The organism is Actinomyces sp. ph3, assembly GCF_000308055.1.
Lineage (GTDB): Bacteria > Actinomycetota > Actinomycetes > Actinomycetales > Actinomycetaceae > Pauljensenia.
In genome coordinates this window covers 120,171-142,662 of the sequence record NZ_CAGY01000003.1, presented here as the reverse complement: position 1 = coordinate 142,662, position 22,492 = coordinate 120,171, and the positions used below count along the sequence as shown (strand labels likewise).

Genomic DNA, 22,492 nt, shown 5'->3' with positions numbered 1-22,492 from the left:
TTACTTCGCCGCTTCGATGTTCTTCTCGCCGACGATCTTCACCAGGCCCTCGTCATAGGCCTTTGCGGCCTGTTCGGGGGTCTGTTCCTTGGTGACCACGGACTCGGTGGCCGTCTGGATATTCGTGGAGATCTGCGGGTAGTCGGGAGTTGCAGGGCGGAAGTGAGTGTACTGAACAAGATCAGCAAAGAACTTAAATGACGGGTTGGACTTCAGATAGTCTTGGTCGCTAACGATATCCTTACGAATCGCAACTGCTGATGTTGTAATGGAGTATTCGAGCGACCCCTTCTTATTCAGAGCGGTCTTGACAAAGTCGGCTGCCAGTTCGGGATCCTTGGTCTGAGATCCAACAGAGAGCACCCAGCCACCGGAGAGCGTGGTGAATCCGGGTTCTTGTCCCTTCTGAGTCGGCATCTTTGCCAGTCCGATGGTGTCTTGCCATTCGGCCCACTTTGTTTCTTCACGCATCCAGGAAGAAGGAAGCCACGAGCCATCAATATTGATTGCGACCTTCCCCTGGGGCATAAACTCAGTCACCATTCGTGGGCCGACACCCTTATCCAGAGCAATATCATTAGAAGGTGCTAGCCCCTCTGAATATGCAGTTTGGTAGAAGGTCAGAGCGTCCTTGAATCCCTGAGAACCACTGATCCACTTGTTGGTATCGGTGTTGTACAGGGTGTCCTGAGTTCCGTAGAGCAGCATTTCAAAGCCCTGCATGGTGGTCTGTTCACCGCCGGCGCGACCCGCATAAATATTCATTGGGATAACGCCGGGCACCTTCTCCTTGATGGTGCGGGCTGCGGACAGAATCTCATCCCAATTCTTGGGCTGCCAATCGGTCGGCAGACCGGCCTGCTCGAAGATCTTCTTGTTGAAGTAGATACCGCGGGTATCGGTGCCGAAAGGAACACCGTAGAGCTTGCCATCCATACCCTTTGCCCCTTGGATTGAGCTTTCGGGGTACTGGCTCCATTCATCCCAGTTCTTCACGTACTGATCGATGGGCATCAGGTATCCAGCTGCAGCATCGCTCATGACCTGGAAGGTGTCTTCATAGATGATGTCGGGAGCCTTGGACTTCGACTTATTCATCAGCGCCAGCTTTGTGAAGTATTGGTCCGCTTCGGCTTCAACGGGCTGAAGATCGATGGTGACACCCTTGTGTGCCTCTTCAAACTCACCCTTCACACGCTTCATCAACTCGTCCATCTGAGCGAAAGACGATGTCTTGTAGTACGTAACAACTAGGGTCTTATTCCCTGAGTTATCCGATGATGCCTTGTCCTTGGATCCAGAGCACGCTGTCAGTCCCACGGCGGCAATGCCCAGAACTGCAACGGCGGCGAGTGCACGACGTGCCATTGAACTCTCCTTTGATAGTTCGGTGACTTCCTTCGGTTTGCCCGCGGCTTCACTGTCGCCCGGCTTCCCCGCGCCCCTTTGACACGGAAGTCCTTGGTGTGAATTGTATTACTACGTAGAAACGGCTTTCCAGCCCCGTTGATTACACTTCGGTCACGATCTTTACAAAGTTCCCTGAATATTTGGTGAGCGAATATTTGCAGCTCACAGGGTATATAGAGAGGGGTGCAGCACCGGCTCAGTGTCGATGCTGCACCCCCTTTCGGTCTTTCCGGTTAGTCCCGGTCCGTTTAGCTGTTCTCAGTCATAAAACGACTGATCAATGAACGAATTTCGTCCCAAGCCACTGAGTCGGGCACGGATAGCGACCCGTGGAAAGTACCGGCGAACATGTGCAACTCAGCAATGCACCCGCTATCAACTAGGCCAGTTGCCAGAGCAATCCCCTCATCTCGAAGAGGATCTACAGGATTCACAACGACTAGTGCCGGAGGGAGGCCAATTTCCCTCATATGTTCCCGTGGCTTGGGGAATGCCGATTCGACGAGTACGTCGGGGATCTCCGACTTCTTCCCCTCTTCCTCCGTAGCCAGCGCAAGCCCAAAGAAGTGTCGCCACGCACCGGCTGCCGCGCGACGTGTCCAGATGGGACCATCTGCAAAGAGCGAGCTTGAGTGCGTTGACATGCTCGGGTCAATGCAAGGTTCCAGCAAGACAATGCCTCTGATCATGGAAGAAATCCGCTCATATTGAGCCGCAGTTCCTTCGTCTTGCGGCACGTGCGCAGCCAATCCGTAGAGGCGACTCACCATGGAATAGGCAAGTCCGGCTCCCGCAGAATCCCCCAAAACGAAAATTGGACGTTCATACCCAAAACGCTCAAGGGCCTCGGCAAGGGCAGAAATACAGTCGTCGACGGGAATCGGGAAGGGAAATTCAGGTGCGAGGCGGTACTCGGGAGAGAGGACGATCGCACCGAAGCGCGTTGCAAGTTCGTCATTCTTCGCATCGTCGAATGCCGCGCGCCCAGCGACGTATCCCCCACCGTGGATCGACACCAGGATCGGCGCATTGTCCTGCAGGTTAGCGGGAATGAAGCTGCGCCCATGCGAGGTCACTTCGAGTCTATTGGTTGCTTCGTGGGGATTCTCCAGAAGAGCATCTCCCCCAGCGCGCATCGAAGGCAGGTCCCATGTTGTTTGTTCTGGTGTCGCTTCGATAACCGGCAGTAACTCAGGGCGTAGAAAGAACGGAGTTTCAGCCATTCTTCTTCAGTCCTTCGGGCCGAGCTTTGCAATAAAGGACTCGATCGCAGCGTAGAAGGGCTCAGGCGTTGAGCGGCGCACGCAGTGCCGAGCAGTGGGGATCAGAAGGGTAGTGACCTTCTCTAAGCCCAACTTGTCGATATCAGCAACACCGGCTGGGCCGATGACAACATCATCTCCATCCCCTGTAATCAGCAAAGTCGGGGTCTGAAGAGATTCCAGAATCTCACTTCGAGTGCGCGTACTACCAACGGCAATATTTGATAGGAAATTGCGATCCACCTGCACCTTTGCCTGTGCCCATCCGGTTGCTTCCGCGCGACTCCACAGCGGATAGCCCTTCAGAATCTGTTCAACTTCGTGTCCAAGATTCTCGGTCACGTGATTGCACCACTTCACAAGGTGCTCACCAAACGCCTTGGAATCTCGCCGATTTTCGGCAGTAAATAGAGCCGGATCCTCCAGCACCAAAGCATCAACGTGGGCCAGGCCTCGCGAAACAATATCGGCGCTGGTCGCGCCACCCATCGAGTGCCCCATCAACAGGACAAAGGGGGCAGGATCATCAGCTTCAATACGGTTAATCACCGCGGCCGCACTCTGCACCAAGACCTCGAAAGGGTCCTCAAGCTGCTCGGGAGTAAAACGAGGGGAGCACCCGTGCCCCAGCGCATCAATGCAGACGACCTCGAACTCGCCGGACCAACGCTCACTGACATCGCATAGGGACGCAGCATTATCTGTCACCCCATGAAGCGCATAGATACGTCCTTTGATGGGAGTTCCACTGGTATTGACAGCAAGTTTTGCCGGCGTCATGAATCCTCCTCGGCGAGAAAACAGCCTGTTCATACGATGTTACGCAGCATACAATATTGGCAGAAAGTGAAGTGTCAGTTGGCAATGCACGCGTTTCTCAGAGCAGAGCGACCGGTGCGACATTCCAACACGATCGATGATGCTTGCTAAGCACTCGGACCTACAAAAGAGTAAACAGGGTGGTTTTCTCATGAGTTCTGACGCGGGCGGCGCATGGGAGGGACAGGACCTCGCCAAAGCCAAGCGGGCCTTAATTTCCGTGACGTCTTTCCTTGGCCTCCTGACAATTTTCTACGCGGCCTTCACTTTCTGTGCCGATTCCTGGCAGGTTACATCGGCAGGGCTCGCAGCAGCAGCCCTAATCGCACTTGTTGCCTGGCTGCTGTCGCGCCGTTGGCCAGATCAAGCGGTTCCTTCAGCGGCGGCCGAAAAGTTCGTCGGAATTACTTCGGGAATTGAGGGCATTGCCATCACCGTCGCCTTCATCTTGGGGGCCTTCGATCTGTGGTGGCTATTCCTTCCCTTGGTGCTGACCTCGGTCTCTGCGCACTTCACCTCTATGCTCATCGCATACCGCAGGGTCGTTGATTGGTTCATCGTCCCGGTCAGCTTCGCCGCCACCGCACTTGCATGGAGCGCAGGAACGATAGATTTCTTCAACACGTGGGCCATTGCCGGCGGCATGCTTTCAGGCTGCTGCGCGGGTTATGCTTTGGCACTTTTCTTGGTCCTGCGAAAGCTCTCTGCCGCGGCACAAGGAAATGCAAACAGCAAAGAGCACGATCATAGGACGGGCAATAGGTAAGGACGGGTCGCTTGCCTTCAGCTTAAGCTGCCCGCTCCAAAAAATATCAAATTCAGCGGGACACACGGCTTTACTTCACTTCTCGCACAGTTTCGCGGGCAGACAATGGAGAGATGCCATGTCTCCTCGCGGCCGCTTCGAGCATCGAGCTGAGACAAACTAGGCAGCCGCGATGCTCCACGCTGGAGCAGGCGAGGAGGAGATGTGAGCGAACAGGCGCAACTGGTCAAGTCGAAGCAGCGCGTGGCCGACCACGGCGAGGTATTTACTCCGGAGTGGATGGTCAACGACATGCTTGACTTGGTCAAGGACGAGTCGGAGCGTATCGACGCCCGAGTCCTGGAACCAGCCTGCGGTGAGGGAGCCTTCCTCCAAGAGATCCTGCGCCGCAAGCTCTCAACTGTCCACGCCCGCTACGGCAAGAACGACTTCGAGCGCCGCCACTACGCACTCCTGGCCCTGATGAGTACCTACGGCATCGAGCTGCTTGCCGACAACGCTGAGATCTGCCGCACCAACCTTCTCGCAATCTTCACGGACTTCATCGGCGAGGATCCAGACGGCACGTGGGCGGCGGCGGCTCGTACAGTTCTGGCAATCAACATCGTTCAGGCCGATGCTCTGACCATGACGATCCCCAGCGGCGAGCCCCTGACTTTCGCCGAGTGGGGCTACCTTGGGGCGGGCAAGTTCCAGCGGCGTGACTTCCAGTACCAGGATTTGACAAAGCGTGCGGCTTTTGGGGAGGACACCTTGTTCGGCTCCATGGACATGGCCGAAATCTTCGCCCCCGATACCTCATTCCCCCCAGTGACTGTGGCCGAGATTGCCGAAAGAGGAGCGCAGCCAGCATGAGCGTGTCGAACCTCCTGTTGAACAAGCACAACCCTGATGTGCTCACCTGCATCGCGAACCTCTCGAACGATGAGGTGTTCACACCTCCAGAGATGGCTGCCGCAATGCTTGACCTCGCCGCCGAGGCGTGGGCGCGTGACCACAATGGGGAGAACCTGTGGGCGAACCCGAACGCCCGGGTGCTAGATCCGTTCGTAAAAACCGGGGTATTTTTGCGGGAGGCGACTCACCGATTCAACGATGGATTGGCTTCCCTGATCCCAGATCCTCAGGAGCGAGTCAACCACATCCTCACCAAGCAGATCTTCGGGATCGCTATCACTGAGCTCACCGCTCTCATGGCCCGCCGCAGTGTGTACTGCTCAAAGTACGCCAACAGTGAGCACTCCATCTGCACAGCCTTCGACACCCCAGAAGGCAACATCTGGTTTGAACGCACCGAGCACACCTGGGATGACAAGACCGGCACACGCGAGAGCCACGTTGACCCCCTCTCCGGCGAGGAAATCTTTATCCGCACTGGCCGGCGCTGCTCCTACTGCGGGGCCGGGGAAGAAGACTACGGACGCGGTGAAGATCTCGAGACCCACGCCTACACCTTCATCCACACTGACGACATAAAGAAACGCGTTAACGAAATATTTGGAGCCAGTATGCATTTTGATCTGATCGTCGGCAACCCTCCATACCAGCTTGGATCTGCAGGTGGCACAAGAGATATTCCGATCTATCAGAAGTTCGTGGCCCAAGCCAAAGAACTTGACCCCCAGCTTCTCACTATGGTCATCCCCTCACGCTGGATGGCGACAGGGTTGGGACTCAATGAATTTCGCCAGGATATGCTGAGCGATCGCAAGCTCTCGGTACTTGTGGACTATCAAAACGCTGCAGAGGTATTTCCGGGTGTTGGACTCAACGGCGGTGCATGCTATTTCCTCCGCGATGCCACACACGATGGAGATTGTGAAGTCACTACCATCCGTGGTGGTATCGCATCATCCCCAACCATGAGGCGACTCGACGAATTCGACATCCTGGTACGCGACGCCGAAGCTCTGCCCATTCTCCGAAAGGTCCTGGCAGACAACCCGATGTCGATTAATTCGATTCTCGCACGCGACAAAGAGTTTGGCTGGACTTCAAACTTTCGAGACTTCAGCGTTCACCCTCAGGAAGGTCTAATTCCGATTCACTACATCGAAAAGATGCAGCGCAAAGTTGGCTATATTAGTCGCGCGCAAGTCACCAAGAGCGTCGAGCTCATAGACAAATGGAAAGTACTGGTACCTGCTGTCGGTTCCGGACGAGAGCGAGAAAAAGCCGGCGTTGATCTTGTGCTTGGACCTTCACAAATTGCCGCTGCCCCATCAGTTTGTACACAATCCTTTCTTTTCTTTTACTCCGACACTGAGGCTGAGGCTGTTTCAATCCGCTCATATTATTCAACGAAATTCTTCCGGTTCCTCGTTTCTCTTAGAAAGATCACGCAACATGCAACCCACTCAACATATTCGTGGGTTCCGATGCAATCGTGGGACAGGGAATGGACTGATGCGGAACTTTATGCCAAGTACAGACTTTCGGATGAGGAAGTTTCTTACATTGAATCGTTGATTCGTCCGATGGAGTTGGACTGATGGCCAGGCGGGATGAGGAACTCCTTCCCTCAAAGCCCTCGGCGCGCCTGCGGATCTATGCCTGGTCTCCGAAGAATCCTCCATCCGGCTATGAGGGGCTCATTAAGGTCGGGCAGACAACGAAAGAATACGTCCGCGACCGAATCCGTGAGTCGCAGGGGCAGATGCAGCAGGAGTTCACCCTGCACGTCGACATCATTGCGGAGCGTGAGGATGGCAGTATCTTCCGCGATAAGGACGTCATCCAGCGCCTGAAGGCGAAGGGTTTTGAGAACCCGCATTTTGGGTCTGCGACGGAGTGGGTGCGCTGCAAGCCTGCTGATGTGCTCACTGCTATTGCAGAACTCCGCGCCGGGGTGGAGTACACGGGCGAGCGCTACCAGACCTTCGCGATGCGCCCCGAGCAAGCCCGAGCCGTGGAGCAAACTCTCGCCTATTACAGCTCCATCTGGGAGGAGGATCCGGGTGCGGTCCCGCGCTTCTTATGGAATGCGAAGATGCGCTTCGGCAAGACCTTCACCACCTATCAGCTCGCCAAACGCATGGGTGCCAAGCGCGTCCTCGTCGTCACATTTAAACCCGCCGTGCAAGACGCCTGGCGTGAAGACCTGGCTAGCCACGTGGACTTTGAGGGCTGGCAGTATCTCAGTGCCAAAGCAGTGTCCGAGGGTGCGCACATTGCCGGCGATCAGCCTCTGGTGTATTTCGGCTCCTTCCAGGACCTCCTCGGGCGGGACAAGAAGACCGGCCTGATCAAGCCGAAGAACGAGTGGATTCACACCGTCAACTGGGATCTCGTGGTTTTCGACGAGTACCACTTCGGTGCCTGGCGGGAGAACGCCAAAGCTCTCTTCGAAGGTGAGGATGAGAAGGAAGCTGCCAAGGAACTCAAAGCTGAGTACCACGAGGGACTAGCTGCCTTCGACGAAGAGCTCGACGAGCTGGGTAGTGATGAGGATGACTTTCTTCCCATTACGACACGCTCCTACCTCTACCTCTCGGGCACACCCTTCAAGGCTCTGGCAACGGGTGAGTTCATCGAGGAGCAGATCTTCAACTGGACCTACACCGACGAGCAGAATGCGAAACGCGAATGGGTGCGCGAGCACCCCGGCGAATGGAACCCGTATGCGGCTCTGCCAGAAATGCGGCTGCTCACCTACCGGATGCCTGATGACCTGGTGGCTATCGCACATCAGGGTGAGTTCGACGAGTTCGACCTCAACACCTTCTTCGAAGCCGCAGGCAGTAATGAGACTGCGCGGTTCGCGCACGAGTCTGACGTACAGAAGTGGCTGGATCTCATCCGTGGTGAGCATGCGCCCACGCAGATGGACATGCTCAAAGCCGGTGGCCGCCCGCCCTTCCCGTACGCTGATGCCCGCCTGCTCCCGTACCTCCAGCATTCGTTCTGGTACTTGCCGAACGTTGCTGCCTGCCAGGCCATGGCGAACCTGCTCGCTGCCCGGCACAACACCTTCTGGCACCAGTATCAGGTGATCGTCGCTGCTGGAGCGGGCGCTGGGGTTGGGGTTGAAGCACTCCCGCCCGTGCGTGAGGCAATCGGGGATGGTCACGACACCAAGACCATTACGCTTTCGTGCGGCAAGCTGACGACCGGGGTGACCGTCAAGCAATGGTCATCAATCCTGATGCTGCGCAACCTCACCAGCCCGGAGTCCTACTTCCAGGCCGCTTTCCGGGTGCAGTCCCCGTGGACCATCAAGAACCCTGACGGGGATGACCCGAACCGGGAGGAGATCCTCAAGCCAGTCGGTTTCGTTTTCGACTTCGCACCCACTCGTGCTCTGCGCCAGATCGCCGACTACGGCACGGGGCTTCACCCCGAGGCGAAGAGCCCCGAGCATGCCGTCGCCGAGCTCGTCAACTACCTGCCAGTGCTGGCCTACGACGGTGCCTCGATGAAGGAGATTGACGCGGGCGAGGTGCTCGATATCGCCATGTCTGGCACCTCAGCCACCCTACTGGCGAAGAAGTGGGAGTCCGCGATCCTGGTCAACGTCGACAATATGACGCTCAAGAAGATCATGAACGACGAGCGCGCTATGGAAGCCATCCTCAATATTGAAGGCTTCCGTGCTCTCGGCGCAGGCATCTTCGAGACCGTGGTGAACAAGAGCGAGGCGGTATCTAAGACCAAGAGGGAAAAGGGCGACTCGCTGACCAAGAAGGAGAAGAAGGAACTCTCCGCAGAGGAGAAGGAATACAAGTCCAAGCGCAAGCAGATCCAGGAAAAGCTCATCAAGTTCGCTACCCGGATCCCTGCCTTCATGTACCTCACCGACTTCAGGGAGAACACGCTCTTCGACGTCATCACCAAGATCGAACCAGATCTGTTCAAGCGGGTTACCGGCCTGTCCGTTGAGGATTTCAACCTCCTGGTGAAACTGGGAGTCTTCAACTCCATCCACATGAACCAGGCGGTCTTTGCGTTCCGCCGCTACGAGGATGCCTCACTGTCCTACGTGGGCTACGCCTCCCATGCGGAACAGAAGCGCCGTGAAGACCTGCGCCAAGTCGGCCTCTACGACACCGTCATTACCCTGAAAGCAGAATGAGTGTGGGTAGCGTTATTTCCATCGCCCTGTCCGCCATTGCAGTTGTTATAGCAATCTGGGCAGCTATTGAATCGCATCGAGCCAATTCGAGAGCAGATAAGTCAAACCAGATCGCAGATAAGGCCAATGAAATCAGCTCTCAAGCTCTTGAACTCGCACAACGCGAGGCTCCACCGCCGCTCAGCGAACTTATACAAGTCGATAAATCTAGGTGGGCACTAAGGAATCAATCAGGGCAAACAATCGAGATTCTTTCCGTTTCGCCTTCCCCGAAAGAGGCAGCGTGGTTGGTGCGCGTTCCGGAACTTCCTCAGATCATTGATTATGGAGATAAGTTAACCGTAAAGATTCAAGGGATCATGGACCAGCGTGTAGAGACGCTGATCATTGAATGGCGATTTGAAGGTTCTGCCGAGTGCCAGCAGTCACGGCGCAACATCCCTTAAATTAAGTGGTACGACATTTCCTTTTACGACGAAGCCATCTTTTTAACACTTCGTACTCGATCGGCCTGACAGCACCCTCAGAGATCACTCCTAGCTGGTAATCTACCGGCACCAAGAGCCCCAAGCAGCTTCACACTACCGAATCCTGCAGCATGAACAAGCACACCAGAACAGCGAAAACGCCACCCTGAACGCTTCCCGACGGGGCCGAGATTCTTCGTATCAGAGTGACGTTCAATTGGAGCGGGCGACGGGAATCGAACCCGCGCTGTCAGCTTGGGAAGCTGAAGTTCTACCATTGAACTACGCCCGCGAGGTGCCTGATACCGATCGGTATGACCGGCACAACTCGTTCATCATAGCGGCTCCCCCGGCTGCAGTCCAAAGCATGACCTCTAGACTTAAAGGCGTGACTTCACCCAACCCACGCCCCGTAGTTGCCGCTGCGATCTTCGACCGCCTCCCCCACCCAAGCGCGCTTTTGTGCGCTTCCCGCTCCTACCCGGAAGATTTACGAGGCCTCTTCGAGCTCCCCGGCGGAAAGGTTGAGGAAGGGGAAGACCCCCTGCGCGGCCTCGTCCGCGAAATCGACGAAGAACTGGGGTGTGCGCTGAGGATCGCTGAACCGGTCCTCACCCCCGAGGGGAAGTGGTGGCCGATCCTAAACGGTCGGGTGATGGCGGTATGGGGATGCACCCTTGCTGACCCCACCCAAAGCTTGACTCCGGGAGCCTCACATCTGGAGTTACGGTGGACTCCTCTTGATGAAGTGATGGATTTACCGTGGATCCCTGCCGATTTACCCATCGTTCAAGCGGCAATCAATCAGTTCTCATCTGGGAAATCCATGTGAATCGGCGAATGATCAAGACAGATCCAGAATTTCTGTCAGAATAGCCTTATGCCGAAGATTATTGGAGATTCGCTGGCCGACCATCGCGAGCTCACGCGCAACCGTCTCTTTGATGCACTTGCAGGCCTTCTCGCTGAGCAGCCATTCGATTCAATCTCCATGTCCCAGATCGCATCGCGGGCAAAGGTTGGACGCACCGCGGTCTACAACCACTTCCCCGACAAGGAAGTCCTGCTACTGGAATTCATGCGCCGGGTCACGGTGCAGTTCTCCCAAAAACTCCAAGAAGCGCTTGATCAGGTCGATGATCCACTTGCCCAACTGCGCATCTACATTCGTGCGCACTTGGAGATGACCACTCGTTATCACCTGAACTCGACTTTTAATCTGCGCACTCAAGTTTCACGTGAAAACTCTGCGCACCTGCACGACCACGCGACGATTATTTCGACACGGCTCTTAGAAATCCTTGCACGTTGCATGGAAACAGGCGCAATTCCGCGGCAAAACCCCCACGTATTGATTCCGCTTATTCATTCATGCCTTGCAGGGAATCGTCTTCCGGCCAACCCTCAGACCCGCGAAGCAACAATCCGCACTGTCCAAGCCTTCATCTTGCGAGGCATAGGGGCTGATGTTGAGGTTCCTTCTTCAGGTGAACGCCCGGGATCTGCCACCGCAGTTCAGGAAGTTTCGACTGCAGCAACACCAGAAGGGGACGCTCGCGATAATTCATACATGCGCTGCCCCGTCAGTGCCTGACCTCGTGTGAATCAGCTAACTCCGATAGGATCGGGGAATAAGTGGCCGGCACGAACCGTTGAGCTGGACATGAAGCGGGGCACGCGCCCCAACACGAATCAAAGGAGTGCCCTCAATGAGTACCATCGAGCTCACCACTGAAAACTTCAGCGAAACCGTTAATTCCGACAAGATCGTCCTGGTTGATTTCTGGGCGACCTGGTGCGGTCCGTGCCGTCAGTTCGGCCCCATCTTCGAGTCCGTCTCGGAGAAGCACCCCGACATCGTTTTCGGCAAGGTCGACACCGATGCACAGCAGGAGCTTGCTGCTTCCGCACAGATCTCGTCGATCCCGACCCTGATGATCTTCCGCGAAGGCGTCCTGATCTTCCGTAACTCCGGTGCTCTTCCGGCCGCTGCTCTTGAGGACCTGATCTCTCAGGCAGAAGCCCTGAACATGGAAGAGGTTCACGCCGAGGCCAAGAAGCACCAGGAATCCCACAACGACTGATGCTTGAACACGGTGTGCGATAGCTTCACACACCACCAAACCTCAAAAGGGGGTTGGAGACGGCTTTCCGTCTCCAACCCCCTTTTTTGTCTAATTAACGCAGCTGTAAGCGCTCAGCCAAGCAGTCAATCAGTAGCGGATCGCGTCAATCGGCTTAATCCGCACAGCCGCGAACGCAGGGATGATGCCGCACAGGGCTCCGATGCTCGTGGAGATGGCGACGCCGGCGATGGCGGCGCCGGAGGGGAAGGCCGGGGTGTCGCTCAGGGTGATGTTGAGTGCCTCCAAGGGCAGGAATCGGACGACGACGACCGCGATGCCGACGCCGATGACGCCGGAAACGAAGGTCGCAACGACCGATTCCATAAACACCGCAAAGAAGACGCGCGCCGCGGAGGCACCGACGGCTCGGCGGATGCCGATCTCGCGCACGCGCTGGCGCACGGTCACGATCGCGACATTGAGCAGGCCGAGGGCGCCCAGGAACACGATGATGCCGCCGATAACCATGATGACGTTCGAGATGGTGCCGAGCTGCTCCTCGCCGATATCCTCGTGCTCACCGCCGGAGATGGAGACCTTCCACCCCTCGCCGAGGATCGAGGCCAGGGCGCGCGGCAGGGTGTCGCGAGCCTGGTCGGCGTTCTCAGTGCCCACCCACGCAATCATGGCCGGGGAGGTCATCTGCGGGAAGGAGACGCGCGCCGCGTCGTAGTGCGCGAACACAGTCGGCATATCGAAGGAGCTCTTCGACTTGGTGACGCCGACGACGCGCATCGCGACGCCGTCGCTCGTATGCAGGACGATCGGCACCTGATCGATAGGGGCGCGGCCCAGCTGGTTCCACAGGCTTTCGGAGATGACGACGGGAACCAGGCGCTGGTCGGCATCACTGCTCTCGACCCAGCGTCCCGCGAGCATACGAGTGCGGTAGATGACCGCATAGGAGGGGTCCACACCCTGGAACGCGACGCCGTCGACCATGTCGCCGATCTTCGTCAGGGGATAGCCGCGGAATTGTCCACTGGCCCTGGCCTGGCGGGTTTCGACGACGTCACCACCCCCGCTGGAAAAGCGCGACCAGTAGTGAATGTCCGTGCGCTCGGCCAGCGTGCCCATGGCCTCGCCGATGGTGTCCTTTTCGTCGGGTCGCTTCGCGGTCTGCGCGCCGGTGGCCGAGGCGGGATCGGATGCGTCCTGATAGGGGCCGCTGCCCGCCGAACCATCCGAGGAGGCCGAGGAGCTTTCGGGGGTCAAGCGCAGGGTGACGGATCGTCCCTCGTAGAGTTCCGCCAATTCGCGCGAGGACTGCAGGAGCAGGTCGCCGAGCGCGATGACGATCGTCATGGCGGCCACGGCTGCGACCACGCCCACGAGGGAGAGGATGACGCGGGCCTTCTGGACTTTGACCTCACCCCAGGCCTCAATGAGCGCGCCCAGGATCTGACTAACGGCGTTCACTGCTCACCCTCCTCCGACATCGTGGGGGACGAGGCCTGCTCGGCCCAGGCCTCGTCGCCCGAGTGCCCGGCCTCCGCACGGTGGGTGAGCGCGGAAGGATCCTCGACCTCGTGCAGCGTGCCGTCGTAGAGCTCGTAGGCACGCTGCGCCCGCGCTGCCACGGCCATGTCGTGCGTGATGACAATGAGGGCGGCGTTGGACTCGCGGGCGACCTCCTCGAGGAGGGCCATGACGACGCGACCCGTGTCCGGGTCAAGGGCGCCCGTCGGCTCGTCGGCGAGGATGACGCGCGGGCGGCGCACGAGGGCGCGCGCGATGGCGATACGCTGCTGCTCACCGCCACTCATCTCGCCCGGGTAGGAGTCTGCGCGCTCACCCAGGCCCACGCGCTCCAGCATGTCGACGGCGATCGAGCGCCGACGCAACAGCTGCGGGCCGGGGGCATACAGGAGGGGAACCTCGACGTTTTCGGCGGCCGTGCGCGCCGAAAAGATGTTGAACTGCTGGAACACGAAGCCGAAATCTTCCCCGCGCATGCGCGCGCGACGCCCCTCGCCCAGGCGCGTCGTATCCACGCCGTCCAACTCGTACGTGCCCGAAGTGGGGGCATCCAGCAGACCGATGATATTGAGCATCGTGGACTTGCCTGTGCCCGATCGGCCCACGATAGAGACGTGCTCGCCCTCCGCGACGTCCAGGTTGACGCCGCGGAGAATGTGCAGGTCGTCCCCGTCAGGCAGGGTCACCGTGCGGGTCACGTCCCGCAGGCACACGAGGCTCATCGCGCCGACCCATCGCCAGAGCCGCCGGTATCGGCAGCGCCGCCTAGGTTGGTGGAATCCTGATTGTCCTTGTTCGAGGTCGGGGTGAACTCGAGGATCTCCTCGCCCTCGGTCAGCCCCTTCTTGATCTCGACCATCTTGCCGTCCGTGATGCCCAGGGTGACGGCGCGCTTCTCGGGCTTAGTTGGGTCGGAGGTCGGCAGGTAGACGGAGCCGGACTGGTAGCGGCCCTCGACCGCGGAGATCGGCACCGCGAGGACGCCCATCGCCGATCCAGCCGTCATTTCGAGGGTGACCTGCAGGCCGGCGAACACCTTCTGGTTGGAGGGGATCGCGCAGCGGGCCTTCAGGTCCATCGAGGCCGAGGCCCCATTATCGGACCCGGTGTTTGATTTCGGGTCCTGCGCCTTGCCGCCCGAACTCACCACCTTCACACCCGAGCATTCGAAGGGCGCGGGGCCGTTCTTAATGGTAACGGTCGCCGTCGAAGGAGCGTCCTGCATGCGGTACATCTGGTCCGCGCTCAGGGAGGCGACCGCGGAGAAGGTCGGGGGGACAATCGTCGCAACCGTGTCGCCAATCGCGAACTGCTGACCCACGAGCACGCCCGTCGAAACCGTGCCATCGCCGGGGGACTTGACGGTCTCGTACTTGTAGGTCGGCTCTGTGGTCTCCACGCTCACGTTGCCACTCTCGTCGGTCACCTGCCGGGTGTCGCCGGGAATCTCCTTGCGGATCTGGAGGAGCGCGTCACCCTTGGAGACCTTGTCACCGTCATTGACGAAGGTGCGCACGACGTTGCCGTCCAGGGTCGCGCGGGCCACGACCGGCTCGTCGGGCTGAATTGTGCCCGTCAGGGTCACCGTATTGGTGATGTCTGCGCGCCCGACGGAGATTGTCATCTGCCCGAAGGACCCGCCCGGATCCACGCCGTCGCTCGTCTGCTTCTCCTGCGCGGCCGGGAAGAACGCAAACTTCACCAAGGCCACGGCGATTACTACCCAGGCAAGAACCTTGACAACATCGAACACCTGGGCGGTGCGGGTCTTTTGTGCCACGTGCGTCTCCTTCGATGAATGGCGTTGCCCAATCCTAAGGTGCTCCTAATTCTCACTGCAACAGTTTCCCTTCCACCCTGATGAATTTCTCAGGGTGTATCCCACTGGATGGACGGCGCACCTTAAAGGCGCAGTAGCAGGATACGCGCTACGCTTACGACGCGCGTAGCAAACAAATGAGAACTACACCGTCAGCGCAGTCGCTGCGCCACGACCTCAGCGACCTGCACCGCGTTCAGGGCAGCGCCCTTGCGCAGGTTGTCGCCGGAGACGACCAGGACGAGGCCACGCTTACCGTCGACGGCCTGGTCGTGACGGATACGGCCGACGAGGACCTCGTCGCGGCCGGCGGCCTCGAGCGGGGTCGGGACGTCAACGACGCGCACACCGGGGGCCTCGGCCAGCAGGGCGCGGGCCTGGTCGGGAGTGATGTCGCCGGCGAACTCAGCGTGGATGGTGAGGGTGTGACCGGTGTAGACGGGGACGCGCACGCAGGTGCCGGACACGGCGAGGTCCGGAGTGTGCAGGATGCGGCGCGACTCGTTGCGCAGCTTCTGCTCCTCGTCGGTTTCCTCGGAACCGTCATCGACGATGGAGCCGGCGAGCGGCACGACGTCGAAGGCGATGGGCGCAACGTATACATTGGGTTCGGGCAGGGTGACGGCGCGGCCATCGAGGGCCAGGCCCGTGGCGTCCTGCTTGAGGCCGGCCTCGAGCTGGCTGGTCAGCTCGGCGACGCCGGCGCGGCCCGATCCGGAAACAGCCTGGTAGGAGGATACGAAGAGGCGCTTGATGCCGCCAGCAGCATCGACGAGAGGCTTGAGGACGGGCATGGCGGCCATGGTCGTGCAGTTGGGGTTTGCAATGATGCCCTTGGGACGGTTGTCGACGTCGTCGGGGTTGACCTCGGAGACAACCAGCGGGACCTCGGGGTCCTTACGCCATGCGGAGGAGTTGTCGACGACTACGGCGCCGGCTGCCGCGAACTTGGGGGCGTACTCGCGCGAGGCCGTGGCACCCGCAGAGAAGATCGCGATGTCGATCCCTGAGAAGTCAGCGGTTGCGACGTCTTCGACGACCACCTCTTCGCCCTTCCATGGCAGTGTCGATCCAGCCGAACGCGAGGAAGCGAAGAAACGAATCGTTTCAACCGGGAAATTGCGCTCTTCCAAGATCGTGCGCATCACGCGACCAACCTGGCCGGTCGCACCGACGACAGCAACAGTCAAACCTGACATTTTCAAGCCTCTCTAACTAGCGACGGACCGACTCAGCGGCCAGTACCCGCGTATACAACGGCCTCGGAAACCTCTGCGTCCAAGCCGAAAGCGGAGTGGACAACTGCAACCGCACGATCCAGATCATCCAGCTTCGTCACAATCGACAGACGGATCTCGGAAGAGGAAATCAGATCAATATTGATTCCTGCTTCAGACAGGGCAGCGAAGAGCCGTGCGGCCACACCGGGATTCGTACGCATACCCGTTCCGACCAGCGAAAGCTTGCCGATATTCGGGTTGTAGCGCACCTCCTTAAAGCCAATCTCTTCCTTCGCGGACTCCAGCGCATCGAGCGCAACCTGGGCATCGGCCTCGGGAATGGTGAAGGTGATGTTCGCGCGGGTCGGATCTGCAACGGGAATGTTCTGAACAATCATGTCGATGTTCGCGCCCGCAGCGGCGATCGTCTGGAAAACCATCGCGGCGCGGCCGGGGTGGTTCGGGACACCGGCGACCGTGATCTTGTCCTGGCCGCGGTCGTGGGCAATTCCAGAGATGATGGGCTGTTCCATCTTTCCTTCTTTCGGGTCGAGGAATGCGGCGTCAGGGACCAATCCCTTGAGCGCCGGCGAGGCCGGGCGGTCTGAAATCCAGGTTCCTTCCTTCTCGGAGAAGGAGGAACGAACGTGTAGGGGAACCTTGTAGCGGCGGGCGAATTCGACAGCGCGCAGGTGAAGAATCTTTGCGCCATGCGCCGCAAGTTCCAGGGTTTCTTCCGTTGAGATCGAGCGCAGGCGGTGTGCCTTGGGGACGATTCGCGGATCAGCAGAGAACAGGCCATCGACGTCGGTGTAGATCTCGCACACATCGGCGTGCAAGGCAGCCGCGAGCGCAACCGCGGTCGTATCGGAACCGCCTCGGCCCAAAGTCGTCACATCATCATCGTCAGAAATTCCTTGGAAACCGGCGACAATTGCGACTTGACCTTCAGAGATTGAGCGGGCGACACGTTCGGGGACCATGCCGGTGATCTGGGCGCGACCATAAGCGGAAGTCGTGTGGATTCCGGCCTGCGCACCGGTGAAGGCCTGTGCGGGAACACCCAACTCGTTGATCGCCATGGACAGAAGGGACATCGAAATACGCTCGCCGGCGGTGAGAAGGATGTCCATCTCACGCTCGGGTGCGTTGTCGGTAATCTGCGCGGCGGTGTCCAGGAGCTCGTCGGTTGTGTCGCCCATTGCTGAAACGACGACAACAAGCTTGTGTCCCGCGTTCCGAGTTTCAACGATGCGCTTTGCAACGCGTTTAATCGCTTCAACATCGGACACGGATGAGCCTCCGTACTTTTGCACGATGAGCGCCACGGGTGGTCCTAACTGTCTGCGTTTGGGTTATCTCTTCTTATCGTCCCTGAAAACTCGCGAATATGACGAGTACTGACCAACACGTGAACGTTTGTGTCAATTTATGAGCGTAACTTTCGGCACACTTGGCATATTCATAGGACCAACGAATATTGTTGAACTACGTCCACGGAAGGAGTCCTCGATGCCGCACACGATTTACGGGACCCCGGTTGTTCACGGTGTCTCCTATGCGCCGGTTGTTTGGACATCTCACCCGGCCCTTCCTTCCGACGATTTCACTCCCCTACCTCCCGAGGACCGCCCAGCCATTGCCGTCTCCCTTGAGGAGATCTGCAAAAAGGTCGGCGAGGAGCTCTTCGAGCGCTCAGCGCACGCACTGGGAGATGTCTCAGACGTCCTTGTCATGACCGCGTCTTTAGCGACCGACCCGACGTGGATCCGCGAGGCTCAGTCTTGGATTTTCTCCGGTGTTCCGGCGCCGCAATCAGTTGTTCGCGCGACCGATAAATTCGTCGAGGTTTTCCGTTCCTCTGGCGGACTGATGCTTGAGCGCATCGCCGACCTCTACGACGTCCGTGACCTAGTCCTTGCTCACCTTGCCGAGGCCGACTCTGGGGTCTTGGCGTCAGGGGCAGGGACGCCGGTCGGTACTTCCCAGAAGGCGGCTCCTTTCGCTCCCTATATCGTGTGTGCACGCGACCTATCCCCTTCGGATGCCGCGAACCTTGATCCCAAGTATTGCGTTGGAATTGCAACGGAACTGGGCGGTCCGACCTCGCACACATCGATTATTGCGCGCCAGTTGGGAATCCCCTGCATCGTTGCAGTGCGTAACTTAAGCGAATTGCGCCAGGGAGATCTTGTATTGATGGATGCCTTTGTGGGGTCTTTGGCAACTGAGGTTCCTGCCGAAGAGGCACAAGCTGCGGTTCAGCGAGATCAAAAGCGTGCACAGGCAGTAGCCGATTGGAACGCACCCGCTCACACCAGCGATGAACATCCAGTGAAGCTTTTGGCCAATATTCACGACCTAGCAAGCGCGCAGGCCGCGGCTCAATCCCCCCACCTTGAATCAATCGGCCTTTTGCGTTCCGAAATGGCCTTCTTGAACGCACACAGCGAGCCGACCATTGAAGAGCAGGTGAACTTTTACTCGGGAGTTTTTGAGCAATTCCGTGGACATTCGGTGTGCGTGCGCACTTTGGATGCGGGTTCAGATAAACCACTGGCCTACGCGACAATCCCCGGCGAAGACAACCCCGCGCTTGGCGTCAGGGGAATCCGAACTTCTGGCCCTCACCCGCAGATCCTTCACAACCAACTGGAAGCGATCGCTCTGGCAGCCATCCAACACCGAGAAACCTCGGTATCAATCATGGCTCCAATGATTTCAACGATTGCCGAAGCCCAGTGGTTCGCTTCGACCGTCCGTCAGCTCTCCGAACGCTTCGAGGTCGAACTGCGAGCGGGAATCATGATCGAGGTCCCCGCGGCGGCACTCTTGATCGATTCCATGATGAAATACGTCGATTTCGTATCGATTGGGACGAATGATCTGACGCAGTACACGATGGCTGCAGATCGCATGTCACCCGACTTGGCCGAATACTCCGATCCCTGGCAGCCCGCACCTTTGCGCCTAATTGCACAGGTCGCGCGCGCTGGCCTTGAGCACGGGGTAAGCGTGAGCGTGTGTGGCGAGGCCGCGGCAGACCCGCTGCTCGCCTGCGTTTTCGTTGGTATGGGTATCTCCGCGCTTTCGATGCCGCGCTTGGCAATTCCCTCGGTGGGCGCGCAGCTTGCTCAGGTCAGCCTGGCACAGTGTCGCTTAGCTGCAGCTTCCGTTGTCGAGGCAGCTGATCCCGGCGAGGCCCGCTACCGTGCGCGCACCGCGCTCGAAGTGGAGTTTTGAGGGCAAGCAAGGATCTGAAGTACTCACTTCTGGTTACCCAGATAACTGACTGAATCTGATCGGGACGATTAAAAAGTCCGGTTCCACTCTTCAGGTATTCCGAGGCTCGGAGTTCGAACCAAAGGATTCTGCAGAAATTCCTCAACAAGGAGCCTCGAAACTTTATCCGGCCATGTAGTTCCCGGAGACGTTACTCTCAGAAGATGCGACATGACGACAATCGCGCCAAAGATGCGTTCACTTTGTCGTGCTGGGAGCGCAGAGAATTTCGTTTGCGCCTTTAAGGCCGAAGTGGGCGCCGGGGTAAACGATTTATTCCACAGTCGACCGTGGTGTGCGCATGTATTCCGTATGATTGCAAACTGTTCGAGCCACCGTGCTAGTGGTGATTGTTTCTTTGCTTTTTCCTGCTGATTCCGCGACAAGGAATTCAGATCAATTCGTATCCCCAGACTCTCTGCAATCGTTTGTTGGTCCCGAACACGCATCCCGTCAAACATTCGCGATAAATCACTGAAATCAAGGACCTCAGCCAATACCCAAAACGGAAACTGAGAATTATAGACATCACAATAATGTTGGATTGCTTCGCTACGCATACGCATACGCGAAATCCGTTTATCGGCAATTTCGAGCCACTGCTTATGTCGAAAGGTCGGACGAAAATTAGCAGAATTTTGATAGAAAACCGGATCGGTCATGCATAGACAGTCCCCGATTCTCGTCCGCATTGTCGTTTCAATACGCTCAATCGCATCGAAAAGAAGGGTACGTAGCTTCCGATCGGCCTCATACAATGCGACTACATCCGCGAAAGAGATTCCATTGTCGAATTCATCGAGATGTGTACCATCATCGTCAAGTTTCCGAGCTGGATACCAGTACGCTGAGAGCCGGTAATAGCTAACATTTGAGAGCCATTGCCACGCAAGCTGCTCATCAACTTGCATGCCGCGTTCGCGTAATGTTTCTATCTGTTCGCTAATCGTGGTTGCCGGCTTCAGTTCCTTTGACATCGAAGACATCCTTGTCATTCGCTGATAAAGATCCAGCCCACTCTCAACCATATCGGTTGAGGCGGGCTGAACGATTGATTAAAGAATATCGAATTTATGCCATTCTGTCATTCGCTTTTCTAATAAATTGTGCAGGTCATAATTTTGCCGCCGGCAAGATGACCGAGAAGGTCGTTCCGTGTTCGCCGGGCTTACCTTCGCCTTCGCATAAGGTATCGACATCCACCCGGCCACCCAAGGCCTCGGCAATCGAGGAAACGATCGACAGGCCCAGCCCCGAGGATCCCTTCCCCTGACGTGAGTGCGAGGTATCGCCTCGGACGAAGCGATCAAAGACGGTCGCACGCAGCTCGGGCGCAATTCCCGGCCCATCATCGGCAACGCTCAGGCGCACAAATCCCGGCGTCGAGGCTGTGCCGGCAATCGTCTGAACTCCAACTTTGACGTGAGTGCCAGCGGGAGTGTGGATTCGCGCGTTATTGACCAGGTTTGCAAAGACCTGGCGAAGAGCTGACTCATCACCCAGCACGGTGCAGGAAGTGCAGGAATCGGCCTCGTCATCAATTTCGGGAAGGTCCAAGCTCCACTGGTGATCCGGACCTGCCGCGTGGGCGTCTGAGACTGCGTCGATGGCCAGAGGGATCACATCTACCGGATCACTGGCCAGTTCGCGTCCCGCATCAAGGCGGGCCAAGAGCAGAAGATCCTCAACCAGACCGGACATACGCGCGGACTCAGAGGCGATTCGCGAAAGCGCGAGCTCTTGGTCCGTTGCCCCGCGTTGAAGAAGCTGCGTGTAACCCTGAATCGATGCCAAAGGAGTTCGGAGTTCGTGCGAGGCATCGGCAACGAATTGACGCAGGCGCTGCTCGGATTCCTCGCGGGCCTGAAGCGCAGTTTCAACATTGTCGATCATGGTGTTCAACGCGAAACCGACGTCACCGACCTCGTCTCCGGGTTGAGCAATGGAACTATCGACGCGATCAAAAGTGTCGACAGTCGGTGCGGCGATCAGATCTTGGGAACCGATATTCCGCGCGGTTGCGGCGACTTCACCCAAAGGGAGCATTTCCCTGCGGATCCACTTACGTCCGATGAAGGTCGCGCCAAGGATGACAACCAGCGCGATGACGCCTTCAACAGCAATGAGCGCAAAGAAGGTCGAATTATTCGCTGCCAAAGATAGGCCGACAATCAGCGTCTGGGAATCTTTCTGCGCACACATCACGCGGAAAGCACCGTAATTCTTCAGATTGACGTCATGCCCATGGGAGTCGCAACGCAATGAAAGCAGCTGCTGTTGGGCTTCTGAATCCAATTCGACAACATCAAACTGTTGGACAACGCCGGAAACCACCTCGTCGTCGTTTTTGATGAGCTGCAACTGGCCGTCGGAGGATCCCGGTCCACGAAGGCCTCGGGGCCCTTTATCAGTCGGTGTTGCCGTTGGGCCAGCACTCGGGGAATTCGAGGCCGAGGCCTGAGCGTCGTCGTCGTGGTGAGGCGGAGGCGGGGGAAGCGGCTGTTCCAAGGTCAGTTCGGCATTCTTCTCCAGCCGAGAGAGCATTGATTCAAGCGAAGAATCCAGCTTCGATGTCATCCACGAGCGCATCGCAAATGCCGAAGCGGCAAGCATTGTCACCAGAGCGATGGCGACGGCAGCCGCAAGAAAACGGCTCAGGCGAACAGTGAGAAGACGCGATCGCTTACGCTTCGTTTGAGGTGCACTGTGCTTGGGAGCGCTCGCCTGAGATTCGGTATTCGAAGCTTGGGGGGCAGAGGCTGTCATTTGCG

The 22,492-nt window shown here is 58.0% G+C and carries 19 protein-coding genes and 1 tRNA gene; 9 read left to right on the top strand and 11 right to left on the bottom strand.

The genetic code is table 11. The features are described 5' to 3' along the window. The 3 genes from HGAS_RS05140 to HGAS_RS05130 form a co-directional block, all read right to left on the bottom strand. On the bottom strand, positions 1-1,368 hold the full coding sequence (locus tag HGAS_RS05140; protein ID WP_019126783.1) for an extracellular solute-binding protein: 1,368 nt from the start codon (positions 1,366-1,368) through the stop codon (positions 1-3). A gap of 290 nt (positions 1,369-1,658) precedes the next feature. Next, on the bottom strand, positions 1,659-2,633 hold the full coding sequence (locus HGAS_RS05135) for an alpha/beta hydrolase fold domain-containing protein (RefSeq protein ID WP_019126782.1): 975 nt from the start codon (positions 2,631-2,633) through the stop codon (positions 1,659-1,661). A gap of 6 nt (positions 2,634-2,639) precedes the next feature. Next, positions 2,640-3,452 (bottom strand): alpha/beta hydrolase, encoded by an 813-nt coding sequence (locus tag HGAS_RS05130; RefSeq protein WP_019126781.1) that lies wholly within the window; start codon positions 3,450-3,452, stop codon positions 2,640-2,642. Between the two features lie 190 nt (positions 3,453-3,642). Here HGAS_RS05130 and HGAS_RS08490 point away from each other — a divergent pair, with 190 nt between their 5' ends. The 5 genes from HGAS_RS08490 to HGAS_RS05100 all read left to right on the top strand — a co-directional run bounded on the left by HGAS_RS08490 (position 3,643) and on the right by HGAS_RS05100 (position 9,774). Then, the gene (locus tag HGAS_RS08490; RefSeq protein ID WP_019126780.1) at positions 3,643-4,257 is read left to right on the top strand and encodes a hypothetical protein; all 615 of its coding nucleotides are present in this window, start codon (positions 3,643-3,645) and stop codon (positions 4,255-4,257) included. A gap of 204 nt (positions 4,258-4,461) precedes the next feature. Then, the gene (locus HGAS_RS05115) at positions 4,462-5,112 is read left to right on the top strand and encodes an N-6 DNA methylase (RefSeq protein WP_019126779.1); all 651 of its coding nucleotides are present in this window, start codon (positions 4,462-4,464) and stop codon (positions 5,110-5,112) included. Then, positions 5,109-6,749, top strand: coding sequence for an Eco57I restriction-modification methylase domain-containing protein (locus HGAS_RS05110; RefSeq protein WP_019126778.1), 1,641 nt, complete (start codon positions 5,109-5,111; stop codon positions 6,747-6,749). Before HGAS_RS05115 ends, HGAS_RS05110 begins: the two co-directional genes overlap by 4 nt. Continuing rightward, positions 6,749-9,328 carry a DEAD/DEAH box helicase family protein gene (locus HGAS_RS05105; RefSeq protein WP_019126777.1) on the top strand — a complete coding sequence of 860 codons (2,580 nt, stop codon included), beginning with the start codon at positions 6,749-6,751 and terminating at the stop codon, positions 9,326-9,328. The genes HGAS_RS05110 and HGAS_RS05105 overlap by 1 nt, the downstream gene beginning before the upstream one ends. A gap of 2 nt (positions 9,329-9,330) precedes the next feature. Next, positions 9,331-9,774, top strand: coding sequence for a hypothetical protein (locus tag HGAS_RS05100; protein WP_019126776.1), 444 nt, complete (start codon positions 9,331-9,333; stop codon positions 9,772-9,774). A 239-nt stretch (positions 9,775-10,013) separates the two neighbouring features. Here HGAS_RS05100 and HGAS_RS05095 read toward each other — a convergent pair. Then, positions 10,014-10,087, bottom strand: a tRNA-Gly gene (locus tag HGAS_RS05095). Between the two features lie 96 nt (positions 10,088-10,183). On the opposite strand from HGAS_RS05095, the gene HGAS_RS05090 reads away from it, so the two are divergent. From HGAS_RS05090 to trxA, 3 genes are all read left to right on the top strand, one after another. After that, positions 10,184-10,627, top strand: coding sequence for a (deoxy)nucleoside triphosphate pyrophosphohydrolase (locus HGAS_RS05090; RefSeq protein WP_026066662.1), 444 nt, complete (start codon positions 10,184-10,186; stop codon positions 10,625-10,627). Positions 10,628-10,675: 48 nt separating this feature from the next. After that, positions 10,676-11,389 (top strand): TetR/AcrR family transcriptional regulator, encoded by a 714-nt coding sequence (locus tag HGAS_RS05085; RefSeq protein WP_019126775.1) that lies wholly within the window; start codon positions 10,676-10,678, stop codon positions 11,387-11,389. 115 nt (positions 11,390-11,504) lie between these two features. Continuing rightward, a complete protein-coding gene (gene trxA, locus HGAS_RS05080) occupies positions 11,505-11,879 on the top strand; it encodes a thioredoxin (protein WP_009748246.1) in 375 nt (124 codons plus the stop codon). Positions 11,880-12,008: 129 nt separating this feature from the next. On the opposite strand, the gene HGAS_RS05075 is transcribed toward trxA, so the two are convergent. From HGAS_RS05075 to HGAS_RS05055, 5 genes are all read right to left on the bottom strand, one after another. Continuing rightward, positions 12,009-13,340, bottom strand: coding sequence for an ABC transporter permease (locus tag HGAS_RS05075; protein ID WP_019126774.1), 1,332 nt, complete (start codon positions 13,338-13,340; stop codon positions 12,009-12,011). Next, a complete protein-coding gene (locus HGAS_RS05070) occupies positions 13,337-14,122 on the bottom strand; it encodes an ABC transporter ATP-binding protein (protein ID WP_026066661.1) in 786 nt (261 codons plus the stop codon). Before HGAS_RS05070 ends, HGAS_RS05075 begins: the two co-directional genes overlap by 4 nt. After that, a complete protein-coding gene (locus tag HGAS_RS05065; protein ID WP_019126772.1) occupies positions 14,119-15,180 on the bottom strand; it encodes an efflux RND transporter periplasmic adaptor subunit in 1,062 nt (353 codons plus the stop codon). Before HGAS_RS05065 ends, HGAS_RS05070 begins: the two co-directional genes overlap by 4 nt. 191 nt (positions 15,181-15,371) lie before the next feature. Continuing rightward, the gene (locus HGAS_RS05060; RefSeq protein ID WP_019126771.1) at positions 15,372-16,418 is read right to left on the bottom strand and encodes an aspartate-semialdehyde dehydrogenase; all 1,047 of its coding nucleotides are present in this window, start codon (positions 16,416-16,418) and stop codon (positions 15,372-15,374) included. A gap of 32 nt (positions 16,419-16,450) precedes the next feature. Continuing rightward, entirely contained in the window at positions 16,451-17,767 is a 1,317-nt protein-coding gene (locus HGAS_RS05055) for an aspartate kinase (RefSeq protein ID WP_009748244.1), read from the bottom strand. Between the two features lie 184 nt (positions 17,768-17,951). Here HGAS_RS05055 and HGAS_RS05050 point away from each other — a divergent pair, with 184 nt between their 5' ends. Continuing rightward, on the top strand, positions 17,952-19,682 hold the full coding sequence (locus HGAS_RS05050) for a phosphoenolpyruvate--protein phosphotransferase (protein ID WP_019126770.1): 1,731 nt from the start codon (positions 17,952-17,954) through the stop codon (positions 19,680-19,682). Positions 19,683-19,750: 68 nt separating this feature from the next. Here the strand turns inward: HGAS_RS05050 and HGAS_RS05045 are convergent, their stop codons facing one another. Beyond that, a complete protein-coding gene (locus HGAS_RS05045; RefSeq protein ID WP_019126769.1) occupies positions 19,751-20,698 on the bottom strand; it encodes an Abi family protein in 948 nt (315 codons plus the stop codon). 136 nt (positions 20,699-20,834) lie between these two features. After that, positions 20,835-22,487, bottom strand: coding sequence for a sensor histidine kinase (locus HGAS_RS05040; protein WP_019126768.1), 1,653 nt, complete (start codon positions 22,485-22,487; stop codon positions 20,835-20,837). Positions 22,488-22,492: the final 5 nt, after the last annotated feature.